The 15,523-nt window shown below is 63.3% G+C and carries 16 protein-coding genes; 9 read left to right on the top strand and 7 right to left on the bottom strand.

Features of this window, described 5'->3' with window-relative positions; all coding sequences use genetic code 11:
• The first annotated feature begins 88 nt into the window (after window positions 1–88).
• Genes NK8_RS28075 through NK8_RS28065 form a run of 3 tightly spaced genes read left to right on the top strand, consistent with a single transcriptional unit; the run spans window position 89 to window position 1,963 of the window.
• Entirely contained in the window at window positions 89–619 is a 531-nt protein-coding gene (locus tag NK8_RS28075) for an anti-sigma factor (protein ID WP_213233028.1), read from the top strand.
• 4 nt (window positions 620–623) lie between these two features.
• Window positions 624–1,142 carry an RNA polymerase sigma factor gene (locus NK8_RS28070; protein WP_213233027.1) on the top strand — a complete coding sequence of 173 codons (519 nt, stop codon included), beginning with the start codon at window positions 624–626 and terminating at the stop codon, window positions 1,140–1,142.
• Complete coding sequence (locus tag NK8_RS28065) at window positions 1,139–1,963, top strand: anti-sigma factor (RefSeq protein WP_213233026.1); 825 nt, start codon at window positions 1,139–1,141, stop codon at window positions 1,961–1,963. Before NK8_RS28070 ends, NK8_RS28065 begins: the two co-directional genes overlap by 4 nt.
• A 6-nt stretch (window positions 1,964–1,969) precedes the next feature.
• Here NK8_RS28065 and NK8_RS28060 read toward each other — a convergent pair whose 3' ends face one another.
• Both NK8_RS28060 and NK8_RS28055 read right to left on the bottom strand, forming a co-directional pair.
• Window positions 1,970–3,547 carry a SulP family inorganic anion transporter gene (locus NK8_RS28060; RefSeq protein WP_213233024.1) on the bottom strand — a complete coding sequence of 526 codons (1,578 nt, stop codon included), beginning with the start codon at window positions 3,545–3,547 and terminating at the stop codon, window positions 1,970–1,972.
• Between the two features lie 82 nt (window positions 3,548–3,629).
• Window positions 3,630–4,277, bottom strand: a complete 648-nt coding sequence (locus NK8_RS28055) for a carbonic anhydrase (protein WP_162069858.1) — start codon at window positions 4,275–4,277, stop codon at window positions 3,630–3,632.
• A gap of 296 nt (window positions 4,278–4,573) precedes the next feature.
• Between NK8_RS28055 and NK8_RS28050 the strand changes: the two genes are divergently transcribed.
• Window positions 4,574–5,374, top strand: coding sequence for an alpha/beta fold hydrolase (locus tag NK8_RS28050; RefSeq protein ID WP_225936494.1), 801 nt, complete (start codon window positions 4,574–4,576; stop codon window positions 5,372–5,374).
• 1 nt (window position 5,375) lies between these two features.
• Here the strand turns inward: NK8_RS28050 and NK8_RS28045 are convergent, their stop codons facing one another.
• The 5 genes from NK8_RS28045 to NK8_RS28025 all read right to left on the bottom strand — a co-directional run bounded on the left by NK8_RS28045 (window position 5,376) and on the right by NK8_RS28025 (window position 9,979).
• Complete coding sequence (locus NK8_RS28045; protein ID WP_213233020.1) at window positions 5,376–6,230, bottom strand: polysaccharide deacetylase family protein; 855 nt, start codon at window positions 6,228–6,230, stop codon at window positions 5,376–5,378.
• On the bottom strand, window positions 6,227–7,312 hold the full coding sequence (locus NK8_RS28040; protein ID WP_225936493.1) for a glycosyltransferase: 1,086 nt from the start codon (window positions 7,310–7,312) through the stop codon (window positions 6,227–6,229). The genes NK8_RS28045 and NK8_RS28040 overlap by 4 nt, the downstream gene beginning before the upstream one ends.
• Window positions 7,313–7,436: 124 nt before the next feature.
• Complete coding sequence (locus tag NK8_RS28035) at window positions 7,437–7,730, bottom strand: hypothetical protein (protein ID WP_213233016.1); 294 nt, start codon at window positions 7,728–7,730, stop codon at window positions 7,437–7,439.
• A gap of 91 nt (window positions 7,731–7,821) precedes the next feature.
• Window positions 7,822–8,418 (bottom strand): nitroreductase family protein, encoded by a 597-nt coding sequence (locus NK8_RS28030; protein ID WP_213233014.1) that lies wholly within the window; start codon window positions 8,416–8,418, stop codon window positions 7,822–7,824.
• Window positions 8,419–8,524: 106 nt separating this feature from the next.
• A complete protein-coding gene (locus tag NK8_RS28025; RefSeq protein ID WP_213233012.1) occupies window positions 8,525–9,979 on the bottom strand; it encodes an NAD(P)-binding domain-containing protein in 1,455 nt (484 codons plus the stop codon).
• A 290-nt stretch (window positions 9,980–10,269) separates the two neighbouring features.
• Here NK8_RS28025 and NK8_RS28020 point away from each other — a divergent pair, with 290 nt between their 5' ends.
• Genes NK8_RS28020 through NK8_RS28000 form a run of 5 tightly spaced genes read left to right on the top strand, consistent with a single transcriptional unit; the run spans window position 10,270 to window position 15,522 of the window.
• Window positions 10,270–11,838: an ABC transporter substrate-binding protein gene (locus NK8_RS28020; RefSeq protein WP_213233010.1), complete on the top strand. Its 1,569-nt coding sequence runs from the start codon at window positions 10,270–10,272 to the stop codon at window positions 11,836–11,838.
• A gap of 3 nt (window positions 11,839–11,841) precedes the next feature.
• On the top strand, window positions 11,842–12,762 hold the full coding sequence (locus NK8_RS28015) for an ABC transporter permease (RefSeq protein ID WP_213233008.1): 921 nt from the start codon (window positions 11,842–11,844) through the stop codon (window positions 12,760–12,762).
• The gene (locus NK8_RS28010) at window positions 12,759–13,556 is read left to right on the top strand and encodes an ABC transporter permease (RefSeq protein WP_213233006.1); all 798 of its coding nucleotides are present in this window, start codon (window positions 12,759–12,761) and stop codon (window positions 13,554–13,556) included. The genes NK8_RS28015 and NK8_RS28010 overlap by 4 nt, the downstream gene beginning before the upstream one ends.
• The gene (locus NK8_RS28005; protein ID WP_213233004.1) at window positions 13,553–14,548 is read left to right on the top strand and encodes an ABC transporter ATP-binding protein; all 996 of its coding nucleotides are present in this window, start codon (window positions 13,553–13,555) and stop codon (window positions 14,546–14,548) included. The genes NK8_RS28010 and NK8_RS28005 overlap by 4 nt, the downstream gene beginning before the upstream one ends.
• The gene (locus NK8_RS28000) at window positions 14,545–15,522 is read left to right on the top strand and encodes an ABC transporter ATP-binding protein (protein WP_213233002.1); all 978 of its coding nucleotides are present in this window, start codon (window positions 14,545–14,547) and stop codon (window positions 15,520–15,522) included. The genes NK8_RS28005 and NK8_RS28000 overlap by 4 nt, the downstream gene beginning before the upstream one ends.
• Window position 15,523 lies beyond the last annotated feature (1 nt).

Here is a 15,523-nt window from a genome sequence, read left to right as displayed (position 1 = left end):
GCTTCGAAAATAATCGAGCGGCGGTGGGAATAAAACGTTCGTCCGGCATGTTAGCGCATCGAGAGCCCATAAAAATCGATGCACCATCATGGACGAACCGCTCGACCGACGAACCATTTACGCCTTCGCGAACGGCCGCCGTGTGTGGCGCCGCGTACTCATCGCCGCGAGCCTGGCCGCCGCCGCCGCCGGCTGGTGCGCGGCGACGCACGTTTCCGCCGACATGCTCGATGCCGCCGCAGTCATGGCCTTGATGGAAGCATCGAAGCATGAAGGCGCGAACGTGCGGCCGCTCGTCTCGCACGACCCGCACTTCATCGAACTGACGCCTGTCGGACTCGAATTGATCGCAACGCGGACGCGACCTGCGGGCAAGTTCACGCATATCGACGAACTCGATTACCGCAACGCGGACGGCAATGCGGTCATCCTGCTGATCGCCGCCGCGCCGTTCGCGAGCGACGAGCCGCACTGGAGCGCACAACGCGTGGGCGATATCCGGCTGCTTTCGTGGATTGCCGGCGGCAAGCGTTACGTGCTCGGCGGACGCGCGGACACGCACGGACTCATGCGCGCCGCCGACGCGCTGACGCTCGCGCGCCAGCAAGACAACGGATAACGCGATGGCCATCCGTGACGAACTGATCGAACATGTTCCGCGACTGCGCCGCTATGCGCGCGCGCTTCTGAACAACCGCGACCTCGCCGACGATCTGGTGCAGGACACGATCGAACGCGCCTTGTCGCGCACGACGATGTTCGAGGCGGGCACCGATCTGCGCGCGTGGCTTTTCACCCTCATGCATAACGTATTCGTGAATCAGATACGCAAGGCGTCGTCGCGTGCGGTGCATGTGTCCGTCGACGATGACGATATCGGCGAGCGCGAGTTCGCCGCCCCGGGCAATCAGATGCGCTCGCTCGAAGTGCCCGATCTCGACTATGCATTGCAGCGCCTGCCCGCCGAACAGCGAGAAGTCGTGCTCCTCGTCGGGCTTGAAGAGATGACCTATGCGGAAGTGGCGATCGCGCTCGATATTCCCATCGGCACCGTGATGTCGCGGCTATCGCGCGGTCGCGAACGTCTGCGCACGTTGATGGCGGGCACGCAGCCCAGTGCCAGATTGAAGGTGGTGCGATGAACGAGCCAAAGACTCCGATCAGCGAAGACGATCTTCACGCTTACGTCGACGGCGCGCTTTCGCCCGAGCGCCGCGAACAGGTCGAGCGCGCCATCGAACTCAACCCCGCGCTGGCCGCGCGCGTCAGCGACTACTTCTCGCTCAACAACATGTTCCATGAGCGCTACGACCGCGTGCTCAACGAACCCATGCCCGCACGCCTGCGCACGCTGAAGAAACGGCGCTGGTTCAGCGCGGCGAACTGGCCGCATATCGCGGGCATGGCGGCGTCGCTCGCGTTGGGCATCGGCATTGGCGTTGGCGTCGGCATGGGGCGGGATGCGGTGTCGCTACCAGGAATGATTGCATCGAATACACATGGCGTGAGTGCCGAAAGCATGGAAGGCATGGCGCGTCAGGCCGCGCTTGCGCATGTCGTGTACATGCCCGCGGTCGATCGTCCCGATGATATCGGCAAGGATCGCGACCAGGACTTCGTGCAGTATCTGTCGAACAGACTCGGCACCGATGTACATCCGCCGCTGCTCACGAAAAGCGGCTTCGAACTCATGGGGGGCCGTCTTCTTCCCGGCGAAAACGGCCCGACTGCGCAGTTCATGTATCGCGATGCCAAAGGCGAGCGCGTGACGCTTTGCATCTCGCATCGCAAGACGAGCACGAATACGACCGCGTTCAAGCTGTATCGGGACGGGCCGGTGAACGTGTTCTACTGGATCGATGGCGATTTCGGTTACGCGGTATCGGGCGGCATCGACCGCAAGGTGATGCTCGAACTCGCGCACGATGTCTACGCGCAACTGACGCCATCGACGCCGGGTTGAACGCGCTTATTCGGAAGACATTTCCCGTCTGCTCACACGGAGCCATCTCCCGCGCACGGCGGCCACGCCCGTTCTTGCCCGGACGCGCGGCAGACTTCTGCATTCGACATGCATGCCGCGCTCAGGCGCCGCCGCCACGAAGCTGTCGATTTCCTCGCGCACGTCCGGGTCCATGTAGTCCGCCCGCGATGCATCGACGATCACGGTCGCGCCATCGGGAATCGTGCGCAGATGATGCTTGAGCGTCACCTTGCCGAGAAACGATACGTCCTTGCGGAACGACAGCAGGTAGTGATCATCGTGTTGCGCGATCGTGATCGAGCGTTTGACGTTCGCGCTGATCGCAAGCAGCAGACTGCACGCGATGCCGAGCAGAATGCCCATCAGCAGGTCCGTCAGCAACACGCCTGCGATCGTCGCGACGAAGGGCGCAAAGCGCTCCATGCCCTGCTTCGCCACTGCCGCGAACAACGAAGGCTTGGCGAGCTTGAGGCCCGTGAAGATCAGGATCGCAGCAAGACAGGCGAGCGGAATCAGGTTGATCACGCTCGTCAGCGCGAAGACGCTCGCGAGCAGCAGCACGCCATGCACGACCGACGACCAGCGGCTCTGCGCGCCCGCATTCACGTTCGCCGAGCTGCGCACGATCACCGATGTGATCGGCAGCCCGCCGATCGCACCCGCCATCATGTTGCCGATGCCTTGCGCCTTGAGTTCGCGATCCGGATGCGCCGCGCGCTTCTTCGGATCGAGTTGCTCGACGGCTTCGAGGCTCAGCAGCGTTTCGAGACTCGCGACGATGGCGAGCGTGAAGGCAAGCCGCCATACATCGGGGTTCACGAACTGCGAGAAGTTCGGCAATGCGAGGGCATTCGTCAGCGCCGCAAACGTTTCAATCGACGGCAACGCAACGCGATGTTGCGCCGGCGGAGCAAACCCCGGCGCGAGGAAATCGAGCAGCAACGTGATGCCGATGCCGAACGCAACCACCGCGAGCGGCGCGGGCACGGCGCGCACGAGAGCGAAGCGGCGCATTACACGCGTTTCCCAGGCTGCCAGCATCGCGAGCGAAATCACGGCGACCATGCACGCGGCCATCGATATCGGACCGAACGGCGTGTCGAACATGCCGGGACCGCTCGCGACCGGCGCGCCCTCGTTGGCAAAACCCGCAGCGAGCGGAATCTGCTTGATGACGAGCAAGAGGCCGATGGCGGCGAGCATGCCTTTAATGACGGACGAAGGCACATACGCCGCGAAGCGCCCCGCCTTCAGCACGCCGAAGCCGAACTGGATCGCGCCCGACAACAGCACGGCGAGCAGGAACGCGGAAAAGCTGCCGAGGCCCGCGATGCCATCGACGACGATCACGATGAGACCCGCGGCCGGACCGCTCACGCTCAATTGCGAGCCGCTCAGCAACGCGACGACAAGACCGCCGATGATGCCGGACAAAAGCCCGGCGAACGGCTCGACGCCGGATGCATTGGCAATGCCGAGACACAGCGGCATTGCGACGAGAAACACGACCGTGCCCGCGAAAAGGTCACGCGGAAAAGTGGCTAATCGGTTAATTGAGCTCATGATTTTTTCGAACGAGTGTGGGCCTGCGAAGATCGCAAAAGCGATATCGCATCGAGAAACGATCGATGGGAATGCGGCCGGTCTAAGCGGCCTGAAGCGATGCGACCTGCATGCGCTTGTCGTCTTGCGTGATGCCCTCTGCCTCGTAGCCGCAGGCGAGCACATTGATCAGGCCGTCGTGAAGCCCGAAGATCCAGCCGTGAACGAGGGGCGGCACTTCGCGATCGCGCACGACAGAGTGTTGTTGCAAGAGACGCACTTGCTCCAGCACGTTCAATTCGGCGAGGCGATTCGCTCGCGCATCGAGTTCGGTGTGTGCATCGAGTTCATCGCGATGCCGCTCGCCTAAGGCGCACAACGGCGCGATACGTCGATTCACGTGCGGCAAGTCGCTCGATTGCGGCAGCAGCGAGGCGCGCACACCGCCGCATCCGTAATGCCCGCAAATGATCACGTGATCGACTTTCAGCACGCGCACCCCGTATTCGAGCACGCTCATCGTGTTGTCATCGGACGGTGAGAACAGGTTCGCAATGTTGCGATGAACGAAGAGATCGCCGGGATTGGCGTTCGTTACGGTTTCAGCCGGCACGCGGCTATCCGCGCAGCCGATCCACAGCACTTTCGGGCTTTGGCCTTGCGCCAGTCGCGGAAAAAACTGTTCATCGGCGTGGGCAGTCTCGCGTGCCCAGGCAAGGTTTTCCAATAACATCCGTTTCGGTCGATTCATGCATTGCTCTCCAAAGGATCGTAAAGGGGCCGCATCTGCATTGCAGTGGAGCGAGTTTCTTACGAATCACTTTCGCATAGAAAGTTCAGTGACGTCCAGCTAAAAAATCAGAACAATCGAATATGAACGTAGAGCGAAATTCAGCACCTTTTTGGAAACATGCACAATGTTGAAACATGCATGTGATTGCCGCGTTTTTTTTCTGACGAGAAAATGACGCAGACCGTCTGTTAATCTCTATCCCTCTCATGCTCGGCACTTTCATCTCCATGCACGATCCAGTAACAAGCGTCGACATGACGCGTTTCGTCGAATTGAAGATCGGCGCATATCCCTTGCGCATCGAATATCGATGGTTGAATGCGGACCGCGCCGATGCGCCCATTGCGTTGTTCCTGCATGAAGGGCTGGGTTCGATCGCGCTATGGAAAGGCTGGCCGCAAATGCTATGCGATCGCCTGAATTGCCGAGGCCTCGTTTATTCGAGGCCCGGATACGGACGCTCGACGCCGCGCCGGCCTGAAGAGAAATGGCCCGTCGAGTTTCTGCATGTGCAGGCGCATGACGTGCTGCCCGCGTTGCTCGATGCGTTGGAAATCAACGCGGAAGAACGCGCACGCATGTGGCTCATCGGGCATAGCGATGGCGGCACGATCGCGCTGCTTTATGCAAGTGCCTTCCCTGACGCGCTCGCGGGTCTCGCCATCATGGCGCCGCATCTGTTCGTGGAACCGATGACGGTCGAAGGCATCGAAAAAGCCCGCAACACATATGAAACGACATCGTTCAGAGAGAAGCTGCGGGCCTATCACGACGACGTGGATTCGGCCTTTTACGGATGGAATGACGCGTGGTTGAATCCCGCGTTCCTGCATTGGGATATCACGGAAGAGATAGCGTCGATCAGGCGGCCATTGCTCGCCATTCAAGGTTATGACGACGAATACGCCTCGATGCTGCAACTCGACAGCATCGAGGCAGCCGTGGATCACACACAGCTCGTCAAGCTCGAGCAATGCCGGCATTCACCGCATCGCGATGCAGCCGATGCGGTGAACGATGCGATCAGCGCTTTCGTGCAAGCGCATCGCGTCTGAATCAGCGCTTGATCGTCAGATAGGCGCGGCTGATGGCGGGCCGCGTATGCACCCATAAGCGCGACGCCAGCCACGAAGCCGGACGATCGCGCACTTCCAGTCGCTTGATGGTGCGCTCGCCATCCGCCGACCCGTTGCGATCCAGCGGATTCACGCCCACGTTGGTCCCCGAATGGCACGTATGGAAGTGCCTGAATCCCGCGTTCAACGCGACTTCGCGATAATCGTCGTCGTAATAGCCTTGCGGCCAGCACAGATGATCGGACACGTCGCCCAGACGCGTGCGCAATGCCGCGCGTGCCGCGCTCAGGTCCGCATGCAGACGCTCACGCTTTTCACCCCGCGAACCTGTGACCTGATCCCAGCGCACATGCGTATGCGTGTGGCTATGAAACTCGAATGTGCCGGCTTCGCGCATCGCTTCGATTTCGGACCAGCGCAGAATGACATCATCGACACGACCGTTCTCGATTGCACGTTCGCCCGCGTGATGATCGAGCAAAGCCGGAAGCGCGGAGTTCGCATTCGATACATTCGGGCGCACGCCGCCTTCGCCGGGCCAACTGCTCACGAGGAAGCACATCGCCGTCAATCCATGACGCTGCAGTACGGGATGCGCGTGTACCCAGTTGTCGAGATAGCCATCGTCGAAAGTGATGACGATGGATTTCGCCGGCATGTCTTCACCGCTCAGAAAAGCAGCAAGCTCAGTCGAGCCGATCGTCCGATAGCCTGCGCCCGCGAGATACGCCATCTGCGCGGCGAAATTGCCCGGCGTCACGGTGATCATGCCGGGCGATGTGCTGACGTGGTGATACATCAGCACGGGAATGGCGCGCGCCTGATTGCGGCTCATCGGCGATGGCCTCGCTCATGCAATGCGCGTCCATAAAAGAGCGCTGTTTCGTGCGCCATGTCGCCGACGGTGAAGCCGCGCTCGGTGATGCGCAGACTTTCGCGTTGAAGTCGCTGCCGCAGTGCCGGATCGCCGATCATGCGCGCGATCGCGCCGCGCAATGCGACGGGATCGTGCGGCGGCACGAGCAGCCCGTTGACGTTGTCTTCGATGAGTTCGGGCACGCCATCGACGTGCGTGCCGATGACAGGCAAGCCCGCGGCCATCGCCTCGATGAACGCCTGACCGAGTGCTTCCTGATGCGTGGGCAGCACGAAGAGATCGGAGCCGCGAAAGATGTTCGGCACGTCGGTGCGAAAGCCGAGCAAGTGAATGCGATGCGTGAGTCCAAGGTTCACGACGATGCTTTTTATGCGATCGAAACTTGGACCGTCGCCCGCCATCACGACATGCAGATTCGCGTGCGTATCGAGCAACGGGCGCACTGCCGCGATCAGATCTTCATGGCCCTTCTTATCGCGCATGATTGCGACCATGCATGCGACGAAAGCGTCCTGCCCGAGACCGAGTTCCGCGCGCAAGGTCGAATGCGCGACCGGTTGCGGATTGACGATGCCGTCATGGATCGTCTGCACGCGCTTCTCCGCAACCCCTGCCGAGATCAGGTAGCGGCGCACGTAATGACTCACCGCGATCACGCGATGCGGAATCCATGAATACGTCGCAAGCGACGAAATCGGCAACGCGAGATGCCGCGTACGCACGATGAGCGGCGTGCGCGCGAGCCGCGCCGCCGTGCCTGCGACAAGACTATCGTGACCACTGTGCGTATTGAGCACGTCGAATGCGCGGTGACGTAATAGCGACTTGATGCGCAGCATCGATTGCATGTCCCCGCCGCTACGCATGCGCGCGTGATGCACGGCGAAACCGAGCTCGGCACAACGCTCACCGAGACGCGCCTCGCGGGGGCAAATCAGCTCGACGGTATGACCGCTTTCACGCAGCGCCACCATCTCCTTCAACGTGCGGATCTCCTGACCACCCCATCCAGTCGATGACTCGCTATGTAAGATCTTCAAGTGCATGGTCTCCACAACCCCGGCGGCGATGCGCCGGTAATATCTCGTAATAATTCGAATACCTTTCTGCCCTTGGTTGTTCGTAAAGAAATAGCAAGGGAGAGAGTGAGGCCTCGAATGAGGCTTATCGGTAACGACGCGCTGCTTGCAGGCGCAATGAAAGTCGACGACCGACAGCGTTCTGTATGGCCAATCGACGCTTCATTGCAAGGTCGATTGGCGTGTTTGTCTCAGCAAGCGGATGACCTGATCTGGCTAACGGCTTATCTCGGCGTTTGGTTGACGCGTAACTGGCAATTTTGTCAGCTACGCGAGTGGCAGCGTCAGCGGCGCCCTCCATTGCGAGCAGATTGCCGTGCACCCGGATCTTTACCGGATCGGTGTCCTTCGACTGTTTCTTGGGATCAGCAATTTCCATACTCCGGCATTGCCAGGCGTACGGAAGAATATCGCCTTGTATTGCAGAGTTTTTGTTCAGTCAGTCGCGCCGTTTGATCGGCCTAGCCGGATCAGGACTGAGCGCTCTTCCACGCGCCGAATTGCGCGATCTCGCCGATCGGCAAGCGTTTGCGCGGCGCCTGCTCGCGTTCGGCCAACGCCTCGGACAAGGCGCGCGCGTCGCCATGATGCGCCACGGAGATCACGGCGAGCGGCACGTAGCGCTCGGCGATGCCGAAGGTCTCACGCAAGGCCTTCGTGTCGAAGCCGCTCATCGAATGCGCGGCGAGGTTGCGGGCGTGCGCCTCCAGCAACAGCGCCAGCCCGGCCGCACCGGCGTCGTAGCTGGCGGTCGGATTCGCTTCGCCCTTCGCGTTGAGCGTATCGGCGATCACCACGATCAGCACCTGCGCGTGCCTGTTCCATGACTGGTTGAACGGCACGAGCGTCGCGAACGCGCGCTCGAACGCTGCCGCGTCCTCGCCCTTTTCGAACACGAGAAAGCGCCACGGCTGCACGTTGTACGCCGATGGCGCCCAGCGCGCGGCCTCCAGCAAAGCAAGCACGTCCGCGTGGGCGACGGGCTGCTCCGCATAGGCGCGCGGGCTCCATCGCCCGGCGATCAGCGGATGGATATCGATATCGGTCGGTGCGGGTCTGTGTGTCATGGGTTCCTGGCAAGAAGGCTTGCAGTTGATGAAAGAGCTTGAGCCGCGCGGCCTGATGCTGTCCGCTTCTCAAACCGGCTAGCTATGATAGTTCGCCCTGACGCACTCAATCCGCCGATTCGACATCCCGCTCGCGATAGACGCGCGGCTCATAGAGCGCCGTATCGAAATCCGCTGGCACGTCGGCGCTCATGCGCGCCTCGTGCGCGTCGAGGTCTTCGAGAAAGAGATCCTGGCTGATGCGCCGAATGACGGCCGGGATATCCCGCTTCATGCACGGCACGTCGCCCACCGGCACGCCGCGACTCACGAAGCCCGCCGGGTTGAACACATGGATGTTCCTGAGGAACGGCGCCGTGCCTGACCGCTTCTCCACATATTCAAGCGCGTCGCCGAGATAGGGATGCGCGCCCAGCGCGTCGTCGCGCTCGTCCGGGGCGGGCTGATATCGGTCGCGCCAGAGCAGCACGCGATCGGCGATGCGCGCAAGCTCGGGCCGCGCGTGCAGATCGATCGCATAGCCGGTGCCCGCGATCACGAAGTCGAATGCGAAGTCGCCATCGGCGGCGCAGGCGTGGACGCGGCCATTCGCGACGCTCGCTTCATGCCACGGCGCGCCCAGATGCAGATGAAAATTGGCGAAGCGCGCCACGCGCTCGACCGCGTCGGCAGGCGCGGTCGAGCCGGCGCGTCTGAAGCGCAGCGCCTGGCGCCAGCGAACCGCGTCGGGTAGCGCGGGAAAGTTGTCGTAGGCGCCCGGATACGCACGCGCGCGGCTCACGGGCACCGCAGGTAGCCCGGCGGGGCGCACGAACAGATGCACGTCGCGCGCGCCGGCTTCGAGCGCGCTCGCCGCCGCATCGAAAGCCGAAGCCGCGCCACCGATCACCGCGACGGACTTGCCCGCGAGCGCGGCAAAGTCGATCGCATCCGAGGTATGCGCGAGATGGCTCGGCGGCAACGCCGTGAGCGGCGGCACGATATTCGGTCTGCCGTTGCCCGCGACGCCATTGCCGAGAATGATCTTGCGCGCGGTCTCCACACGTGTCTCGACGCCCCGCTCCGTGCGGACCGTCAGATGCAGACGGAAATGCGAGCCCGCCGGCTCGATGAGCGTGAGCGTCGTGCCATAGCGAATCGTGACGCCGAGAAACTGCCGATACCACGCAATGTACTCAGCCCATTGAGTGCGCCCGATGCGTTCGATGTTCGCATAGGCCGCCGCGCCATAACGCGCTTCGTGCCATGCCTGAAAGCTCAGCCCGGGCAAGCCCGCCTCTGGTCCCGCAAGCGTCTTCGGCGTGCGCAGGCGGTTCATCCGCGCGTAGTTGGTCCACGCGCCCGCGCGCGTCTCATCGGGCGCGGCGTCGATCACACTGACGCGGCCGATGCCCGCGCGCCGCAGCGCGAACGCAAAGGCCGCGCCCGTCTGCCCGCCGCCGACGATCAGCACATTGTGATCGATGCCCGCCCGTCGGACGACCCAGTCCTCCGGATCGGGACCGATGAGACGCAGGGTGTCGCTCGCGTGCTGGTCTTGCAGAGGGGACGATTGGCTCATGAACGAAGCATGCGGTGAAGTGTGTCGAACGATCGAGTATCGATGGTTCGCGCCACGTCGCAAACGAATCATCCGTGCTTTTCAATCCAGCGAAGGGCGGCGCAGACCATGAGTATTCCGACGCAAATCCCTTCATGAGCATCGATCGAATCGACCTGAAGGGCGCCTTGATATCGATATCACTTTTACTCGCTTCGAATTCCGGGGCGCGCGCGTCATCATGTTCGCTCCATCCGCAGGCTTCTCCAATTAGACGAGGGCGTTCCCTCGCCCGGCACTCAGACCAACCTATGCGTACCTTTTCGTCAGTCCTTCGCGGACTGGTCTTCGCCGCCGCCTTGTCCGGCGCTTTCACCGAACCGGCACGCGCCGCAAGCACCGCGCCCGCCGTCGATCGCGACACGGTCGTGATCGGCGTCGAAAAGGAGTTCTACAACCTCGACGGCCTGGTCGCCGTGAGCGGCGACTCGCTGCGCTACGGCTGGCAGATCTACGACACGCTCTACGGCTTCGACCAGAAGGGCAATCTCGTGCCGCGTCTCGCGACGAGCGTGAACGTGTCCGCCGACGCACGCGTGTTCACCTACAAGCTGCGTCCCAACGTCAAGTTCCATAACGGTGCGACGCTGAGCTCGCGCGACGTGAAGGCATCGCTCGAACACGTGCTCGACCCGCGCAGCAAGAGCACGCGCCGTCCGTTCTTCGCGCCGGTCGTCGAGTCGATCGAGACGCCCGACGACCTCACCGTCGTCTTCAAACTGAAGCAGCCCGATGGCGCGTTCGCCAACAAGGTCGCGGGCTATCTCTACATCATTCCGGCCGACTATCTCGCGAGCCTGCCGAATCCCGATGCGTTCGCGCAAAAGCCAGTCTCGCTCGGACCGTACAAGTTCAAGTCGCTCGCGCCGGGCGGCAGCGAACTCGTGCTCGAACGCTTCGACGATTACTGGGGCGAAAAGCCGCGCGTGAAAACACTGATCTTCCGCGCGATCACCGAGCCGGCGAGCCGCGTCAACGCGGTGCTGCGCGGCGAAGTCGATCTCTCGGTGGCGCTGCCCTTCTCCGACTATGCGCGGCTCAGGAAGGAAAGCGGGCTCGACGTGATCGAAAGCCGTGTCGCGTCGCCGGTCTATGTGCGGGTCTACACCACCGACAAGAACTCGCCCTTCGCCAACGTCCAGGTGCGTCAGGCGCTCAGCTACGCGCTCGACACCAATGCCATCATCAAGAGCGTGCTGTACGGCGTGGGCGAGCCGCTCGGCACGATGATCTCGAACTACTATCCGTACGGCGCGGACCGCACGATCAAGCCGTATCCCTACGATCCCGCGAAGGCGCGCGCACTGCTTGCGCAGGCAGGCTATCCGAAGGGTTTCGAGACCACGCTCAACATTCAGGGCGACATGCCGCAAGGCGTCGCCGAGGCGATCGCGGCGTACTGGGGGCAAGTGGGCGTGAAGGTCAAGCTCAATCGCCTGACCTATGCGACTTTCCAGCGCCTGAACAACACGCACACCTCCGGGCCGCTCGCGCTCAGCCAGTTCACCAATGCGCTGTATGACCCGGTGCACCCGGTCGGTGGCGCGTTCGCATCGGAGGGAAGCTGGTCCGACTATTCGAATCCGAAGGTCGATGCGCTGCTCGCCGACGTCTCCCGCGTCAGCGATACGAAACAGCGCGGCGAAGTGTTCCAGAAGATCGGCCGCGAACTGCATGACGATGCCGCCGCGTTCTTCATCTCCGAGTTCACCTACGTGTACGCGAAGAAGAAGACGCTGCAATGGCAGCCGCAGCAAGGCGGCGGCTTCCTCAACTTCCGCACGATCCAGTGGGCGCCGCAGACGGTCGCCGGAAACTGAGCGATGCCCGCCTATCTCCTGCGCCGGTTCGGCTCGGCTCTGCTCACGGTGTGGCTGATGTCGGTGCTGATCTTCGTGCTGGTCCGCATGGTGGGCGATCCCGCCTATCTGCTGATGCCGCCCGAGGCGACCGAAGCGGACCGTCAGCTTTTTCGCGAGCAACTCGGTCTCGCTGATCCGGTCCCGCTGCAGTACGCCCGCTTTCTGGCGGGCGTGCTGCGCGGCGACATGGGCAACTCGTTCCACTTCGGCGCGCCCGCGCTTTCGATGGCGCTGAGCCGGCTCGCATCGAGCCTGTTGCTGGTCGGCATTTCGCTGACGCTCGCGCTGGCTGTCGGTTTGTCGCTGGGCGTCGCGTCGGCGGTGCGGAACGGAGGCTGGATCGACCGCGTCGCGTCGCTTTTCGCGGTGCTCGGGCAGGCCGCGCCACCGTTCTTCGTCGCGTTGCTGCTGATCCGTCTTTTCTCGGTGCAATGGGGCTGGCTGCCGACCGGCGGCCACGGCACATGGCGTCATCTGATCCTGCCGGTATGCGCGCTCGCGTGGTATTCCGCCGCAGGCATCGCCCGGCTCACGCGCGCCAACATGCTCACCGTGCTCGAAGCCGATTACATCCGCATGGCCCGCATCAAGGGGCTGCCCGCGCATGTGGTGATCGGCACGCATGCGCTGCGCAATGCGGCGCTGCCGATCGTCGCGTTCGCGGCATCGCAGTTCGGCGTGCTGATCGGCGGCGCGGTCGCCATCGAAACGGTGTTTTCGTGGCCCGGCTTCGGCAGCCTGATGGTCGAAGCCATCAGCACGCTCGATTTCACCGTGGTGCAGGCCGCCGTGATCGTGTCGGTGCTGCTGTTCGTCTCGATCAATCTCGCGGTCGACGTGCTCTATGCGCTCGTCGATCCACGCATCCGGTACCAGCGATGAGCACGCGATCCCTTCTGTTCGGCGGCCTGCTCGTCGCGATCGTCGCGGCGTCGGCGTTCGCGCCGCTGCTCTCGAACGTCGATCCGAACGCAATCGATCTGTCCGCCACGTTCCAGTCGCCGACCTGGCACCACTGGTTCGGCACCGATCAGATGGGCCGCGACGTCTTTACGCGCACGCTCTACGGCGGGCGCATCTCGCTCGCCATCGCGTTCTGCGCGGTGTTGCTCGCAGGGTTCTTCGGCGCCATCGCGGGCCTGCTGTCCGCATACCTCGGCGGACGTTTCGATGCCGCGCTCATGCGTATCGTCGATGCGCAATACGCGTTGCCGCCCGTATTTCTCGCGATGCTGATAGTCGGCATCTGCGGGCCGAGCATGACGAACATCGTCATCGTGGTGACGCTCGCGAACTGGGGACGTTTCGCGCGCATCATCCGCGCCGAGGCGCTGAGCCTGCGCGAGCGCGACTTCATCCTGATCGCGAAGCTCGCCGGCGCGACGCCGCTGCATGTCGTGATGCGCCATCTGCTGCCCAACGTGCGCAATACCTTCGCCGTGCTGCTGACGCTCGACATCGGTCTCGTGATCTTCATGGAAGCGGCGCTGAGCTTCGTGGGCCTCGGCGTGCAGCCGCCCGATCCTTCCTGGGGCGGGATGATCGCGGAAGGCCGCAATTATGTCGATACCGCATGGTGGCTCTCTGCACTGCCGGGGCTGGTGCTGATCGCGACGGTGCTGTCGAGCAATCGCATCGGCGAATCCCTGCAACGTGGCGATGGAGTGCTGCGATGAACGTGTTGACCGTTCATGACCTCGTCGTCGAGACGGAACACGCGCGGCTCGTCGATGGCGTCAGCTTCACCGTGCGCGCCGGACGCACGCTCGGCCTCGTCGGCGAATCCGGCTCGGGCAAGAGCGTGACGTGTCTGTCGGTGCTGGGCCTGCCGCCGCGCGGCGTGCAGGTGAGCGGCGGGCGCATCCTGCTCGATGGCGACGATCTGCGCGCGAAGACGCCCGCCGAACTGAACGCGCTGCGTGGGCGCGAGATCGGCATGATCCTTCAGGACCCGATGACCTCGCTCAACCCGCTGCTCACGATCGGCCGGCAGATCACGGAGATGTTCCGCTATCGCGATGGCGTCACGAGCCGCAAGGAACGCGAGGCGCGCGCGATCGAGCTGCTGCGGCGCGTACGCATTCCCGCACCGGAAAGCCGCCTGAACAGCTATCCGCATCAGTTCAGCGGCGGCATGCGTCAGCGTGTGGCGATTGCGATGAACCTCGCATGCAATCCGCGTCTCCTGATCGCCGATGAACCGACGACCGCGCTCGATATCACCGTGCGCCTGCAGATCCTCGATCTGCTGCGCGAAGTGCAAGCCGAACGCGGCACGGCGATCGTGCTCGTCACGCACGATCTGCATCTGGTGCGCCGCTATTGCGACGATGTCGCCGTGATGTACGCGGGCCGCATCATCGAGCAGGGGCCGGTCGGCGACGTGTTCGCGCGGCCGTGTCATCCGTATACGAAAGGCCTGCTCGGCGCGGTGCCGCGTCTGCGCGAGCGGCAACATCGGTTGACCGTCATTCCGGGTCAGCCGCCTTTGGCCGGCAGCATCCCGCAAGGATGCCGCTTCGCGCCGCGCTGCGCGCGCGCGCAAGCCGATTGCCTGAGCGCGTATCCGGCGACGCGCGCAATCGATACGCATCGCGGCGTCGCGTGCTGGCATCCGGAACCGGACCCGCAGACCGCCGACTTGCTTCTCGCAACGGCCACATCATGAACGCTCTCGACGTATCGAACATCGGGCGCGCCTTTCCCGTGCGCGGCGGTCTGTTCGCCAGATCAAAAATGCTGCGCGCGGTGGAAGACGCCTCTTTCGCCCTGCCGAGCGGCGGCACGTTCGGGTTGGTAGGCGAATCGGGATCGGGCAAGTCGACGCTCGCGAAAATCATCCTCGGCGCCGACGAGCCGACACGCGGCGAAGTGCGCTTCGGCGCGCGCGTGTTCGGCAAGACCACGCGCGACGCCGACCGGCGCTGGCGGCAACGCGCCGTTCAGGCGGTGCTGCAGGACCCGTTCGGTTCGCTCGATCCGCAGATGAACGTCGGCGATATCGTGCTCGAACCGTTGCGCATCCAGAAAAGCGGCTTCGCGCGCGATGCCTTGCACAAGCGTCTTGATGAACTGCTCGCCCAAGTCGGCCTGCCCGCGGAGTTCAAGCGCCGCCGTCCGGGCGAGCTGAGCGGCGGCCAGCGCCAGCGCGTGGCGATTGCGCGCGCGCTCGTGCTGGAGCCGGAAATTCTCGTGCTCGATGAACCGGTGTCCGCGCTCGACGTATCGATTCAGGCGCAGGTGCTCAACCTGCTGAAGGATCTTCAGGATGCGCTCGGCCTCTCCTATCTGCTGATCTCGCACGATCTCGCGGTGGTCGCCTTCATGAGCAGCCATATCGGCGTGCTCTATCTCGGCCGCTTCATGGAGCAAGGCACGCGTGACGATATCGTCGAGTGCGCGGCGCACCCGTACACGCACGCGCTGATCGCCGCGTCCGAACCCGATGCGCCCGACGTGCAGGCCGGTGTGCACGTGATAAGCGGCGAGATTCCATCGCCGCTCGCGCCGCCTGCCGGATGCGTGTTTCACACGCGCTGCCCCGCCGCGCGCGATGTCTGCCGCGTCGATACGCCGCCCGTGCAGCGTCTTTCGGCCACGCATCGCGTGACATGTCATTTCCCGATCACATCGAAGGCTTGAG

This window comes from Caballeronia sp. NK8 (assembly GCF_018408855.1).
Lineage (GTDB): Bacteria > Pseudomonadota > Gammaproteobacteria > Burkholderiales > Burkholderiaceae > Caballeronia.
The sequence above is the reverse complement of the archived record's forward strand: the minus strand, read 5'-3'. Positions and strand labels throughout refer to the sequence as shown.

Excerpts from the sequence above, each read along its gene's own strand:
- NK8_RS28025 (WP_213233012.1), bottom strand. The coding sequence starts at position 9,979 with ATGAGCCAATCGTCCCCTCTGCAAGACCAGCACGCGAGCGACACCCTG.
- NK8_RS28015 (WP_213233008.1), top strand. The coding sequence starts at position 11,842 with ATGCCCGCCTATCTCCTGCGCCGGTTCGGCTCGGCTCTGCTCACGGTG.
- NK8_RS28070 (WP_213233027.1), top strand. The coding sequence starts at position 624 with ATGGCCATCCGTGACGAACTGATCGAACATGTTCCGCGACTGCGCCGC.
- NK8_RS28045 (WP_213233020.1), bottom strand. The coding sequence starts at position 6,230 with ATGAGCCGCAATCAGGCGCGCGCCATTCCCGTGCTGATGTATCACCAC.
- NK8_RS28065 (WP_213233026.1), top strand. The coding sequence starts at position 1,139 with ATGAACGAGCCAAAGACTCCGATCAGCGAAGACGATCTTCACGCTTAC.
- NK8_RS28030 (WP_213233014.1), bottom strand. The coding sequence starts at position 8,418 with ATGACACACAGACCCGCACCGACCGATATCGATATCCATCCGCTGATC.
- NK8_RS28060 (WP_213233024.1), bottom strand. The coding sequence starts at position 3,547 with ATGAGCTCAATTAACCGATTAGCCACTTTTCCGCGTGACCTTTTCGCG.
- NK8_RS28055 (WP_162069858.1), bottom strand. The coding sequence starts at position 4,277 with ATGAATCGACCGAAACGGATGTTATTGGAAAACCTTGCCTGGGCACGC.
- NK8_RS28035 (WP_213233016.1), bottom strand. The coding sequence starts at position 7,730 with ATGGAAATTGCTGATCCCAAGAAACAGTCGAAGGACACCGATCCGGTA.
- NK8_RS28010 (WP_213233006.1), top strand. The coding sequence starts at position 12,759 with ATGAGCACGCGATCCCTTCTGTTCGGCGGCCTGCTCGTCGCGATCGTC.
- NK8_RS28005 (WP_213233004.1), top strand. The coding sequence starts at position 13,553 with ATGAACGTGTTGACCGTTCATGACCTCGTCGTCGAGACGGAACACGCG.
- NK8_RS28020 (WP_213233010.1), top strand. The coding sequence starts at position 10,270 with ATGCGTACCTTTTCGTCAGTCCTTCGCGGACTGGTCTTCGCCGCCGCC.
- NK8_RS28050 (WP_225936494.1), top strand. The coding sequence starts at position 4,574 with ATGACGCGTTTCGTCGAATTGAAGATCGGCGCATATCCCTTGCGCATC.
- NK8_RS28000 (WP_213233002.1), top strand. The coding sequence starts at position 14,545 with ATGAACGCTCTCGACGTATCGAACATCGGGCGCGCCTTTCCCGTGCGC.
- NK8_RS28075 (WP_213233028.1), top strand. The coding sequence starts at position 89 with ATGGACGAACCGCTCGACCGACGAACCATTTACGCCTTCGCGAACGGC.